Genomic DNA, 12,040 nt, shown 5'->3' on the forward strand with positions numbered 1-12,040 from the left:
CTTGGGTTTTCGAGCCAGGGTGGTGAACTTGAGAAAAGGAGAAATCAATGAAGACCTTTGAGTCATGCTGCAAGGCATTCCATGCCGTAGAAGCCGCAATCGTCGCTCACCGCAATTCGGAGTTAGGAGTCGAGATCCAAGAAAAAACCATGTTGGGGAAACTCAGCATGTTCATGGATCTGGATAACTGGCCTGAGAACCCTGACCTTCAGGGATTGACGGAAGCAGACGAAAAGCAGCTGCGCGAATGGGGTGTTGTTTACAGTAAGCGGCTCCAGGACTTCCATGCGAAGGCCGAAGAGCTGAGAAAGGAGCGGTATAACGCCGTCTGTAGGGCGTTACGGCTGCTCGGAGAAGAAATTGGCTTGCAGTTCAACTTCTTCACATCAGGCCCACTAGATGAGCGCATAGCGAATGTGCTGAGCCATGCTGACTTGCTACGCAAGACGCTGCTTGACGGGCTCGGCTATGTCGATGTGCTTGATCCAGAAACAAACTTTGCGAAGGGCTTCTACAGCACCACAAAGTTGAAGAAAACCGAGCTGTTCCACGACCTGAAGCTCTGTGCTGAGTTCCGTAACAACGGTGTTCTGCATGCGTATGAGGTAATGGCCAGGCTGGGGTTCCATGAGGGTGTCGACAATGAAAATCGTTGACATCGCGCAGCGGACTCCTGATTGGCACGAGTGGCGAAGGGAAGGCATCAGTGCAACCAGTTGCGCTGTCATCATGGGTGAAAACCCTGATAAAACGCCCCTGGAGCTGTGGAAGGAATTGGTTGGAATTGTCGAGCCAGCTGACTTGTCGGTAATCCCGCAGGTTAGGAGGGGAGTCAAATTCGAACCGCTAGCGCTACAAGCCTTTGAGGATAAGTACGGCAAGATGGCTTTGCCGTTCTGTGCAGAGTCGACCGCATACCCTTTTATTCGGGCATCGTTCGATGGGGTTCTGGATGACAAGTCTCCGGTAGAGATCAAGAATCTCTCCGAAACCAACCATCTGGAGGTGCTGCAACTCAGGGAGCATAGCAAGGCATTTAAGCTGTACCGCTGGCAAGTGATGCACCAGATGATCGTCAGTGGAGCACGGCGCGGTTACCTGTGGTTTTGGTCGCCGAAGCATGAACCCTGCTGTTTGATCGTTGACTGGGATGACCTTCTGGTGAGACGAATCATTCAGGCAGAAGAAATCTTCTGGGGGCTGGTGATGCGCGGTGTGCCGCCTGAGGCCGATCCAAAGCGGGACGTTATTCCGCTGGATAGGCTGGACCTGGCTGCATGGCGTCCGCTAGCAAATGCCAGGAGAGCGAAGGAGAGCAAGATTGCTGAGCTGAAGGCCCAGTTGAAAGTGCTCACCAAGGAAGCAAAAGACCTTGAGGCCGAGATCCTGCCGTTGCTGGGGGAGTTCCGCCGGGCCGATGCTCTGGGTGTGAAAGTCACGAGCTACGAAGTGGCTGGCACTGTGGATTGGAAAGGTGTTGCGCACGAGCTGGAGGCGGTTATTCCGCCCGATGTGATCGCGAGACACCAGACCGGTTCGTCAATGGCTACGCGGGTCTCTGTGGATGCCTCCTACGATGAAAGTAAGGCCAAACCTGAGCCGTTGCCCCGCATACGGCAAAAGGTGGACGCAATAAATGAGACGGTCGAAGAGCCGTCACAGTTTTTCGGAACCTTCTGGTTCTAACCCCTCAGCCCGGCACTTGCCGGGCTTTTTTTCGACCATAAAACTGCCTGAAAACGAAACTCAAGGCGGTATCCCTCACGCATCATTCTCAGCACACAACATGGCCGAGAAGCGTATGCCTCCATTTTCATTCCTGAAACGCCTGTGGCCTCGAAGCGAGCGTGCCCTTACGGACAGCTTCGCGCACCCGGCCGAGCAGATGATTACTCCTGAAATCAAGCGGTACCTGGAGAACCATAACTGGCGAAACCTTCGGTACCCACCTTACCAAGAGGGTTATCCAGGGCTGGTTAGCGGGCAGTGGTTCATGCGCAATTATCAGCACGAGCTGTTCGATCGGATTATTCATTCAGTCGGAATGCCTGCCAGTGACCTCAAGCTCTACGTTGAGCCGATCCTGGTGAATTTCGCCGAATTGGCGCACATGCTGCCGGCGTCGGAGAACCACCATCACTCCGGCCCAGGGGGGTTGCTCCGACATAGCCTTGAGGTCGCCTCGCTCACCCTGGATGGGTGCCTTACGACAGCCTTTGATACAAACGAGACCCCGGCACGGCGAAGCATGCGCCTGCGTCGGTGGTACGTCGCGGGCATCGCGTCAGGGCTGCTACACGACGCAGGGAAGCCTCTCACGGATATTCGCGCCACCGATTTTGAAGGCAACAACCAGTGGATCTACGCGCAGGAAACGCTTCATGACTGGTCTGTGCGCAACAAGTTGACCCGCTATTTCCTGCATTGGAATTCCAATAGGCATGGGAATCACGTTCAGGTCTCTGTAGCGCAAGCAACACGGATCATTCCGCCAGCCGTACAGGCGTGGCTGATTGAAGGTGGCCACGACATCTATGAAGCGCTCCTCGATGCAATTTCCGGGAGCGGAAGCTCGCCTCTGACCGAGTTGGTCAAGTGGGCCGACTCTGCATCCACCAAGCGTGACCTCAATCGAGGCTCGAATAATGGCGGGGGCAATGCAACAGGTGTCCCGGTACCGCGGTTGGTGTCGGATGCAATGCTGCGGTTGCTGAGTGACGGAACCTGGAAGATCAACACGCCTGCCGGCCGCGTATGGGTTGCAACTGATGGCGTCTACATCGCTTGGAACCAGGGTGCCGAGGAGATTGTGAGCATGCTGGTCGGTGATGGGGTTGTGGCCATCCCGCGATCACCTGACACGCTAATTGGTACCTTGGTAGAGCACGGGATAGCAGAGAGAGCCCCAAACGGCGACCTGTACTGGCTGGTTACGCCTCACCTTCTGCGCAAGAACGGCAAAGGCCCGGCGCTGCGCTGCATGAAGCTTGTGAATCCGGACATCCTTTTTCCAACCACACCGATTCCGCCGCCAGTTTCCATCAGCCTTGGGAAGGAGGGAAAGCAGAAGGATGTCATTGCTCCTAACGATACGGCTGGCGCAGCAGCGAACGCGCTGAGTGAGCATCAGGAAGACCTGTTTGGGGCTGATCTGACTGGGGACTCGAGCGGGGATACTGACGCTGATTCGGGGCCTACACCTCCAAAAGAATCCGCATCGTCGAAACCAGCAAGAAAGAAAAAAGCGGCTCCAAGGCAAGCAGCTCCGGTACCAACAACCGCCTCTTCAGGGGTTAGCCTCAAACAAGCGCAGAACCCCGCCGAAGACGCCCCTGTGGGTGTGGAGTCAGAGCCGGCAGGTGACGATACGGCTGTAATTGCTTCCTCCCAACCAGAGGAAGCTGTGGATGCTGAGGAGGAGGAAGAAGCACCTCAGGAGCCTCCTGCCAGCCTTGAGGAAATGCTGCTTTTCTTGAGTCCTCACTCGCCGGCGGCTGAGCCTCAGCAAGAAGAATCACTCCCGCCAGCTGAGGCTGAAATTAGCTCCGATCCCTCTGATGCTGATACGCAGGCTGGATCAGGGCAGGGGGCGCAGGAGCTGTTGCCTCGTCAGGAAAAGATCTCCCTCAACTCCATCATGGGGCAAGGCAAACGCACGCCTAAAACTACGCCTCCGGTGGAATCGAAGAAGCAGAAAGACGGAGAGGTCTGCCGCGTGGCGGAGGAGGTGCCAGGCGCTTCCAGCATCTTGCCAGCCGGTGTCGTCTCGAAGCTTACAGCGCACGAATGCTACCTGCTGGAACAACAACCTGATCTTGCCCAAAAGCTCATCACCGCTACTCAAGACCCCGAGAACGCGGCATTAGCGAGAAACAAGGTATTCGTTCGACTGGGGAAATCCTCCTTCCTTGCTGAGGACATCCACCCGCTCGTCCATGCGGGCTGGCTGTGGCAGGACATTACCGTCGAGGGGCCAGCCCTGACCCGAACCCTACAGTCCCGTGAAGGCTTCATGCTCACGTCCGACTACAGCGTTATTTACTGCAAGTTAGCGGAGCTGGACTGGGTTATTCCTCACATATCCCGGCTTCGCGAGGCCGACATCCCAAGCCTCGAGCAGGCTGTGAAGTCGCTGATCGAGAAGGCCGTACTTGAGGAAATAGGCGGATCACCTGTGCTCAGCCTCACAACCTACATGCTCACGAATGTCGCTGAGCAGTTCGGCATCACGCCAACATCTCTAGAGAACGCGGTGTTCTGCTTCCGCGATGCCGTCAAGGTCGCCAAGCGCAGAAAAATCTTCGTTCGCCCCCTTTACGAGGAGCTTCCCAAAAAATGAGTGAATGGGACTACACCAGTTACTGGCGGAAAAACTACGAGGCGCGGGAAGCAGTTGCGTGGGGTTCGTCCATGCTCGCCGGCACCGCCGTTCAATTGATGACGGAGATGCCGGTAACCCCATACCTGATAACGCTTGGCGTGCAGGCTGGATTTGCGTTAGCGGCCATACCAAGGGCCCTCCGCGTTCATCGGGCAAAAGCCTGTCTCGTTGGAGCAGATCTCTCCTTCATCACCTTGGAGGAGGTGATGGAGCTGGTGAAGAGACACCCACACGAGTTCTATTTCGGCGAGGCTTTCCCTTGGCGACAGCGGCACGGCCAGTACGCATTTGAGCTCCAGGCGATGGATATCGAGGCCATTATCGGCAAGCGTGGCCGCCGCAACGCTGAGGTTAAGGGTACGAAATGGATACACGGGATCGGCATGGATGAGGAGGAGCCATGTCTCCGGCCAGCAGATCAGCGTTCGATTCACCACCTCGTACTGGGCACAACAGGGGCCGGCAAGACCCGCTGGTTCGACCTGGCCATATCCCAGTGTATCGCTCGTGGTGAACCGGTGATCGTGATCGATCCGAAAGGCGATAAAGGCCTAGCCGAAACATGTGAGCGGACATGCAAGGCGATGGGAAAGGCCAGCCTGTTCAAATATTTCCATCCTGCGCACCCCGACAAGTCGGTTCGTCTGTCTTTGACCAAGAACTACGGCCGCGCAACTGAAGTTGCCTCCCGTGTCGCAGTGCTGATGAAAAGCGAAGCCGGCGATCCGTTCCAAGCCTTTGCGCAGATGTCCTTGAACAGCGTGATTCAAGCCATGTTGATCTGCAACATCCTGCCCACCCTTGTCGGCCTCAGGAGAACCCTTGAGGGGGATGTCCCTGGGCTGACTATCAAGGTGGTCATGGCCTTCGGTTCAAAGGTCTTCGGTGAAGATGAATTCGCGAGGATGGCCGAATCAGCAATTCTTTCGGCCAAGGTTCGGAACATCGAAGAAAAGGCGAAGGTATTGCGGAAGGTCTATTACAACGACATCGCGAAGGTGGAAGCCAATACCGATCTGGAAGGCCTGCTCACCATGCTCGAGCACGAGCGATCGCACTTCAGCAAGATGATTGCTGGCCTTCTTCCAATCCTGGTGATGCTTACCTCCGGTGAAATGGGGCCACTGCTTTCCCCGCACACCGACGATGAAGACCCGCGCCGAATCAGTGACCTGAACTCTGTCATCAACGCCGACCAGGTTCTTTACCTGGGCCTCGACTCGCTCGCTGACTCAATGGTGGGCTCAACTATCGGCTCGCTGGCGCTGGCCGATCTGGCATCGACCGCAGGCGAGATCTACAACCACAGGTTGCCCAAGCCGGTGAACATCTTTGTCGACGAGGCTGCTGAGGTTATCAATGACCAGCTCATCCAGCTGCTGAACAAGGGCCGCGGCGCAGGAATAAATCTCTACATCGCAACCCAGACCATCGCCGACTTCAAGGCCCGCATGGGTGACGAAGCCAAAGCCATGCAGGTTCTGGGGAACGCGAACAACATCATCTGCCTCCGCATCCTTGATACCGATACGCAGGAGTTCGTGGCGAAAAAGATGACGCCAACTCGCTACAAATACGTCATGCGTACTCAGGGCAACTCGGCAGGTGAAGGCGGTGTGGTGCAGGGCGGGAATGTTGGGGAGCGCCTTATGCAAGAGGAGGGTGAGCGCTTCCCAACAGCGCTCCTCGGCGAGCTACCAGACCTCGAATATCTCGCAGTGTTTGCGGGCGGCGATATCCGTAAGGGGCGACTGCCCATCCTCACCGGCCCGACTGCCAACTGATTCCGGAGCAAAAAATGACTGTCTCGATTCCACTAGAAATTCAGCGGCTCACTGGCCTGGATGAGGCCTCAACAACTCGACTGCGCACGTTTGACCTGGAATGGCGTTGTGGCACGCAATTCATCTTCAAGATGCTTGAGGCGGGCCATAAACCCGAGGTAATTGGTGCGGCCCTGATTGATGTGCTGGTGGCCTACCAGCGTATGTGTCGCGAGGGCATCAGCGACTTCATTCGGCTCCGGGTGGTGCTCGGCCACATCCTCCAGATCCTCACGAGCTACGGCAACGCCCCTGCACCGGATGATGTTGTCTTGTGGTGCGAAACAACCAATGTCCCGCAACCTATCCGGGAGTTCCTGATCAATGGCTGAGATGCTTGAAGAAAAGTGGCCAAAGGGCGTTATGGCCTCTATAGCGTTCTTCTTCGTCCTGATCCTGATGCTGGCAACCGTTGCGCCGAACAAGCTGGTGGATACGGTAATGCTGAAAGAGCGGAAATGGGGCATCGAACTGCTTGGCGATTCCGACATGGATAAGGTGCTTGAAAAGACCAATCGCTACTACTCGGCACTTGTCATCGACTCCGGGGCAAAAAAGGTTGTCTCCGACATGCTGATGCCTCGAGGCGGCACCGTGGATGCCTTCGAAAAGAACGTGGATTGGTGGTTTCGGTATCTTGAGTCCCGAGGTGAGGCCGTCCAGAAAATCATCTACCAGATGGTTTACCGGATCGTTTTAACGCTTTACTGGCTGCCACTGCTGATCGCGGTTCTGGTGCCGGCCATTTACGCCGGCTGGATGCGCTGGAATGCCAAGCGGCATGGATTCGACTACTCATCACCGTTCTTGAATAACAACGCCGCGATCGTCCTGTCATGGGGCGGAATGCTCATCGTGCTCAGCGTGTTGATGCCTCTACCTTTACCGCCGCTCGTTATCTCAACCTTCATCGTCATCATGCTGCCTGTCGTGCTTTCCGTGCTGATCAGCAACCTGCCAAAGCGCATTTGAATTCTGACCATAAAACCGCCTGAAAACGGAACTTTCAGGCTGCGTTTATCCGCAGAATGCCCCTAACACCACGACAGGCTGACCCTTATGGCAACGAAAACAACACCCTCGAAAACGATCCCTTTTGCTATTGCTATCACAGCCCTTGCCACCGCTCTGGTAGTTGGCTCGTACTACCACTTCACCACCATGAGCCAGCTACAAGGCCAAGTCAAAAGCCTCGAGGGTGAATTGTCTGTTGCGAAAGCACAGGCAGTTGACCCCGCCGCGATCCAAGAGATTGTCGATAACCTCAAACAGCTTCCAGAAGATGATATCCCCGCAGCTCCGGACAACTGGATCTATGGCTCTTCATCTGCTCGGTACACGCTCGTCGAGATGACGGATACGGAATGCCCTTACTGCCGCGATCACTTCCCCCTGCTGAAAGCGCTTATCGAGTCTTCGGCTGGACAAATCAATGCCGCGATTCTCCATGTCCCAGCCCTTGGAGAGGCCTCCCGGCGACAAGCCCTGGCCATCGAGTGTGCTGGTGAGCAAGGTGGCTCAGATGCTGCCTGGAAGTACACCCAGACGGTGTTCGATAAAACCGGTGGCAACGGCAAGGGAGTTTCGGAATCGCTCGTGTCTCTTGCGACCGATCTTGGCCTGGATGGGAAGCGCTTTGCAGCCTGCACAGACTCGAAGCAGGCCATCGAGCGAGTAACTGGCGATCTCGATCAAGCCATTAAGCTGGGCATCCAACAGACCCCTTCGACCCTGCTCCTGGACAACCAGACAGGTATGTCGATGGTCCTCCAAGGTGCTAACGCTAGTCATGAAGGCATCCTCAAAGCGATAGCCAGCCTCAGCAAAGCAGGGGGTGGCAAGTGAGTGAGCCAATCAAAATCCCGGCATACATCGACCAGCCGCCGCACGTGATGTTTTGGCGTTTGGATGAGGTCATGCCGATAGGGATCGGTTTGGTCGCAGGCGTTCTTCTGGCACAGCTGATTCTTTGCACAGTGGTAGGTCTTCTGCTCGCCCGCTTCTATCGGCGCTTCTGCGACAACCGCCCTGACGGCTATCTGCTTCACGCTATTTACTGGCACTGGGGAGCTATTGGCCGGAAGAGTGTGCGATCCATGCCCAATTCCTACGAGAGAGAGTTCGTCTGATGCTTTTTAAGTCGCTTAGCAATTCGTTCGATGGCATGCGGGGAGAAAATCAGTTCTTGCGCATTGCCGTTGCAGGCCTTGTATTGAGCAATCTGCTGGTGTCTTGCTCTGCTCTCAACAAGGATGAAGTGGTCACTGTGATACCGCCTACCCTGACTGAGACCGCCTGGGTCAGTAAAACGCAAAGTTCCGGGGAGTACGCCGACGCATGGGCTCTTTACATCGCAATGATGCTAGGCAACGTTACCCCGCATAATGCCTCTGTCGTAAAAGACGCCCTGGGGCCTATCCTCGACAAGTCGATCTATCAAGATACGATGAAGGTTCTCGATACTCAGATTCATCAGATCCGCCAGGATCGAGTGACCCTGAGCTTCGAGCCGCAGAAAGTGCTCCGCGATAACCTCAACGAGAACAAGTTCTACGTTACTGGTCGCTCCGTAAGCGAAGGGCCGGCGGGCGACAAAAAGCGTAGCAACCGAACCTATGAGTTCGAGCTTATGATCAAAGACTACAAGCCTGTACTGAGTTGGGTTAGTACGAACTCTGGGGATGCTCGAACCCAGGATGTGGTTGATCGCGAGAACAGCAAGGCTGAGAAACAAGCAGAGCGCGAGAAGAGAAAGAATCAGTAGCGCTAAGCTGAGGCGAAAGAAGCCCATGTCAATGTCTTTGGCATGGGTTTTTTGTTGGTATCGCGAGTCCGCGGCTACAAAAAATACCCCTCCGTTTTCAGACGCAAAAGCTGCTTGAAAACGCAACTCAAGCGGCTGAATGGCCTCCAGAATTGACGACATCTCAGAGCAGAGGTCGTCTCGATGTCACTTCCAGTTTCCCTCCATTTCTTCAAGCCAGCTGCGCTCGTAATGGCTATGGCTGCCGTAATGCCTGCTATTGCGCAGGAGCAGATCCAGATTCCAGGCATGAACATGCCAGTTGCAGCCAGCACGCAGCCTCAAGCGTTTGCCAAGCCTACACCTTCTCCTGAGAGCGTTCCTGAACGACAGGAAGATCCTCAGGAGGAAAAGAAACCACGTTTGGTTGCCATTACTCCCGGCTCTGCTGAAAACCCCAGCGTGCCTGCCAGCGTTGTGAAGAAGCCAACACCTGTTCAGCCCGTCGAGTCTCGTCAGGATGTGGTCGTTGCAAGCGGCACAAACACCCTGATTCCGATCAGCAGAGGCCAAATCAACCGTCTGGTTACGCCGTTCGATAACCCTCATATCCAGACGGTAAGTGAGGCTGAAATTTCTACAAGCGGAAACGTCATCTACGTCACGACTCAGGATGAGAAGCCGGTGACCATGTTTGTCACCCCTGAGGACGATGAGTCTGTCGCCATCTCCCTGACGTTGCTGCCTCAAGGCGTGCCTCCCATCCAGGCGAACCTGATCTTGGCAAAAAACGTACAAGGGCTGGCGAGCGGAATGCCAATCACCTCGTCGACGAACTACAGCGGCCAGGCGCGGAAGTGGGAGCGCTCTCAGCCCTATATGGACACTCTTCGCTCCCTGATGCGCGAGATGGCGCTAGGCAAGTTGCCGCGTGGATACAGCTTCGGTGCGCTTACCAGCGGCAACAAGATCCCCGCCTGTGCGCAGCCAAGCCTCAGCTTCGATTTCAGCAAGTCGCAGTTGATCGAGGGCCATGACTTCCGAGTCTTCGTGGCCACCGCCGAGAACGTGTCGGCCAGAACCGTTGAGTTCGATCACGGCTCCTGCACGCACCCTCACCGAGCAGCTGTAAGCGCATGGCCAGATGAGGTGCTTGAACCTGGTCAGAAAACAGAAGTGTTTGTAGTCACGCGGGTTCCGACTGAAGTACCGCAAAGCTCCACTCGTCCAAGCCTGTTGCAGTAAGGGGAACCATCAGTGAAAGCGATTCAGCAATTCCTCGAAAAACTCACGCCCAGAGGCAAGCTGATGCTTGCCATCGGTGGGACGGTTCTGGTCGTCGGTACTATCGTTGGCGTCGCCATGAACGCGGCGAGCCCCGAGCGCAAAGCGCGCGCAGCGGCAAAACCACAGGTAGAGGCCATCCTCACCGATGAAGACCCACGCGCGTTGGGCTTGGACTCCATCGCCAGCCAATTGCGACAGCTACAGGCGCAGCAAAACCGCCTTGAGCGAGTGATGGGACAGAAAGAAAAGGACGTTCAGCTCAAAAATACGCAAGAAAAAGTGAGCGGTCTGGAGCAAGAACTCCAGCTGCTTCAGCAGGAGCTGGCGCGGGTTGGACGCGAAAAGAAAGGCACTGGTGAGGGTGGTGATACCTCGTCGAGTAGTTCGACAGCCACCCAGGCGAGATCCCCTATCCCCCCTCGCGAATCAGCATTCATCAACAAAGCAACAAGCTCGCCAGCAGATCTGACTGACGTTTATTCGAACCTTCCACCTGAGCAACCGGAAGACCCCAAATCACGATCAAGCGAGAAAAAGGAAACGCCTAAGATCCGGGTGATAAAGGGCAAGGAAGACGAGGGGAAGAGCGACAAGCCTGAGGAGCTTTCTGTGACCCTGCCCGCTGGATCGATCCTGTCTGGCGTTTTGGTCACAGGTATGGACGCGCCAACTGGAAAGCAGGCACAGCGCGACCCCTTCCCGAGCCTGATCCGCATCAAGAACGAAGCAATCCTTCCTAACCGCTTCAGGGCTGACTTTCGCGAATGCTTTCTGATCGCTGGCGGCTGGGGTGACCTCAGCTCGGAAAGAGCCTATTTGCGAGCGGAGCGCCTGTCGTGCGTACGCAATGATGGTTCGGTGCTGGAGTCCAGCCTGGAGGCTTACGCAACAGGCGAGGATGGGAAGGCAGGCATCCGCGGCCGTCTAGTCAGCAAGCAGGGCCAAATCCTCGCAAGAAGCCTTATGGCTGGTTTCATGCAGGGGGTCGCAAGCGCGTTCAACGTTCAAAAGGTACCGACAATCAACGTCACTCGCGCAGGCGATAACGGCGACACCGTTGCTCCTGTTTACGAGCAGGCATTCGATAGCAACGCACTTCAGTCGGCCGGTTTCAGCGGGGCTGGCACGGCTCTTGAGCGAATCGCCGACTTCTATCTCGAAATGGCTGAAAGCATCTTCCCTGTTATTGAAATCGACGCAATGCGCGATGTTGACTTTATCGTCAACAAAGGCATGACCGTTAAGTTCAATGCAGCAACTCTCAAAGTCAATGACGTAAACAATTAAGGGAATCATGATGATTAAGCAAATTATCCTTGTATGTGCAATTACTGCATTGACTACTGGCTGCACAAATCTTCTTAACGTAGGCTCAAGTGAGTACGCCTGTAAAGGCATGCCAAATGGCGTTACTTGTATGTCCGCGAAAGATGTGTATTCGGCAACTGAAGGTGATGACTACAAAACCCAACTGAAGCAAGAGCAAGAAGGCGTTGAGGCCGACAGTGGTAAATCAACAGGAACCGGCGCAACTCGCGTGCTTATCGCTGAGGGGTCGGACAACGCTCCAATGCCGATGAGAGCAAGAAATCCTCTTCCGATCCGCTCGCAGGCTGTAGTCATGCGTATTGCAGTTGATCCGTGGGAGGATGAGAAAGGCGATTTGTATGTTCCAGGCTTCATTTATACCGAGGTAGAAGCGCGTCGTTGGGAGATCGGTGCACGAACCCCCCAGGCAACACCAACCTTGCGTCCCCTCACAATCGTTCAACCGCCACAGGCTAATTCTGCCAAGTAGAACATTAA

Annotated in this window: 12 protein-coding genes; all 12 read left to right on the forward strand. The window is 55.4% G+C overall.

The window, feature by feature from the left end; genetic code table 11:
- Positions 1-47: 47 nt before the first annotated feature.
- The 12 genes from AC3WTM_RS24900 to traV all read left to right on the forward strand — a co-directional run bounded on the left by AC3WTM_RS24900 (position 48) and on the right by traV (position 12,032).
- The gene (locus AC3WTM_RS24900) at positions 48-656 is read left to right on the forward strand and encodes a hypothetical protein (RefSeq protein ID WP_013100894.1); all 609 of its coding nucleotides are present in this window, start codon (positions 48-50) and stop codon (positions 654-656) included.
- The gene (locus tag AC3WTM_RS24905; RefSeq protein WP_013100895.1) at positions 643-1,686 is read left to right on the forward strand and encodes a YqaJ viral recombinase family protein; all 1,044 of its coding nucleotides are present in this window, start codon (positions 643-645) and stop codon (positions 1,684-1,686) included. The genes AC3WTM_RS24900 and AC3WTM_RS24905 overlap by 14 nt, the downstream gene beginning before the upstream one ends.
- The gene (mobH, locus tag AC3WTM_RS24910; protein ID WP_173677894.1) at positions 1,637-4,339 is read left to right on the forward strand and encodes a MobH family relaxase; all 2,703 of its coding nucleotides are present in this window, start codon (positions 1,637-1,639) and stop codon (positions 4,337-4,339) included. The genes AC3WTM_RS24905 and mobH overlap by 50 nt, the downstream gene beginning before the upstream one ends.
- Positions 4,336-6,165: a conjugative transfer system coupling protein TraD gene (gene traD, locus AC3WTM_RS24915; RefSeq protein WP_102685505.1), complete on the forward strand. Its 1,830-nt coding sequence runs from the start codon at positions 4,336-4,338 to the stop codon at positions 6,163-6,165. The genes mobH and traD overlap by 4 nt, the downstream gene beginning before the upstream one ends.
- Positions 6,166-6,179: 14 nt before the next feature.
- Positions 6,180-6,536, forward strand: a complete 357-nt coding sequence (locus AC3WTM_RS24920) for a hypothetical protein (protein WP_013100898.1) — start codon at positions 6,180-6,182, stop codon at positions 6,534-6,536.
- Positions 6,529-7,176 carry a DUF4400 domain-containing protein gene (locus AC3WTM_RS24925; protein WP_102685506.1) on the forward strand — a complete coding sequence of 216 codons (648 nt, stop codon included), beginning with the start codon at positions 6,529-6,531 and terminating at the stop codon, positions 7,174-7,176. Before AC3WTM_RS24920 ends, AC3WTM_RS24925 begins: the two co-directional genes overlap by 8 nt.
- 87 nt (positions 7,177-7,263) lie before the next feature.
- Positions 7,264-8,049 (forward strand): DsbA family protein, encoded by a 786-nt coding sequence (locus AC3WTM_RS24930; RefSeq protein ID WP_102685507.1) that lies wholly within the window; start codon positions 7,264-7,266, stop codon positions 8,047-8,049.
- Entirely contained in the window at positions 8,046-8,333 is a 288-nt protein-coding gene (traL, locus tag AC3WTM_RS24935; RefSeq protein ID WP_013100901.1) for a type IV conjugative transfer system protein TraL, read from the forward strand. Before AC3WTM_RS24930 ends, traL begins: the two co-directional genes overlap by 4 nt.
- A complete protein-coding gene (locus AC3WTM_RS24940; protein WP_102685508.1) occupies positions 8,333-8,968 on the forward strand; it encodes a TraE/TraK family type IV conjugative transfer system protein in 636 nt (211 codons plus the stop codon). The genes traL and AC3WTM_RS24940 overlap by 1 nt, the downstream gene beginning before the upstream one ends.
- 183 nt (positions 8,969-9,151) lie before the next feature.
- The gene (locus tag AC3WTM_RS24945; RefSeq protein WP_102685509.1) at positions 9,152-10,192 is read left to right on the forward strand and encodes a type-F conjugative transfer system secretin TraK; all 1,041 of its coding nucleotides are present in this window, start codon (positions 9,152-9,154) and stop codon (positions 10,190-10,192) included.
- 12 nt (positions 10,193-10,204) lie between these two features.
- Positions 10,205-11,521 carry a TraB/VirB10 family protein gene (locus tag AC3WTM_RS24950; protein ID WP_102685510.1) on the forward strand — a complete coding sequence of 439 codons (1,317 nt, stop codon included), beginning with the start codon at positions 10,205-10,207 and terminating at the stop codon, positions 11,519-11,521.
- A 10-nt stretch (positions 11,522-11,531) separates the two neighbouring features.
- Positions 11,532-12,032 (forward strand): type IV conjugative transfer system lipoprotein TraV, encoded by a 501-nt coding sequence (gene traV / locus AC3WTM_RS24955; protein WP_102685511.1) that lies wholly within the window; start codon positions 11,532-11,534, stop codon positions 12,030-12,032.
- Positions 12,033-12,040 lie beyond the last annotated feature (8 nt).

The sequence above is a fragment of the Pseudomonas sp. EU05-FHT14B02 genome (assembly GCF_058791055.1).

What these genes read in the sequence shown, in the direction of transcription:
- AC3WTM_RS24900 (WP_013100894.1), top strand. Translation starts at nt 48, where the DNA reads ATGAAGACCTTTGAGTCATGCTGCAAGGCATTCCATGCCGTAGAAGCC.
- AC3WTM_RS24905 (WP_013100895.1), top strand. Translation starts at nt 643, where the DNA reads ATGAAAATCGTTGACATCGCGCAGCGGACTCCTGATTGGCACGAGTGG.
- mobH (WP_173677894.1), top strand. Translation starts at nt 1,637, where the DNA reads ATGAGACGGTCGAAGAGCCGTCACAGTTTTTCGGAACCTTCTGGTTCT.
- traD (WP_102685505.1), top strand. Translation starts at nt 4,336, where the DNA reads ATGAGTGAATGGGACTACACCAGTTACTGGCGGAAAAACTACGAGGCG.
- AC3WTM_RS24920 (WP_013100898.1), top strand. Translation starts at nt 6,180, where the DNA reads ATGACTGTCTCGATTCCACTAGAAATTCAGCGGCTCACTGGCCTGGAT.
- AC3WTM_RS24925 (WP_102685506.1), top strand. Translation starts at nt 6,529, where the DNA reads ATGGCTGAGATGCTTGAAGAAAAGTGGCCAAAGGGCGTTATGGCCTCT.
- AC3WTM_RS24930 (WP_102685507.1), top strand. Translation starts at nt 7,264, where the DNA reads ATGGCAACGAAAACAACACCCTCGAAAACGATCCCTTTTGCTATTGCT.
- AC3WTM_RS24940 (WP_102685508.1), top strand. Translation starts at nt 8,333, where the DNA reads ATGCTTTTTAAGTCGCTTAGCAATTCGTTCGATGGCATGCGGGGAGAA.
- AC3WTM_RS24945 (WP_102685509.1), top strand. Translation starts at nt 9,152, where the DNA reads ATGTCACTTCCAGTTTCCCTCCATTTCTTCAAGCCAGCTGCGCTCGTA.
- traV (WP_102685511.1), top strand. Translation starts at nt 11,532, where the DNA reads ATGATTAAGCAAATTATCCTTGTATGTGCAATTACTGCATTGACTACT.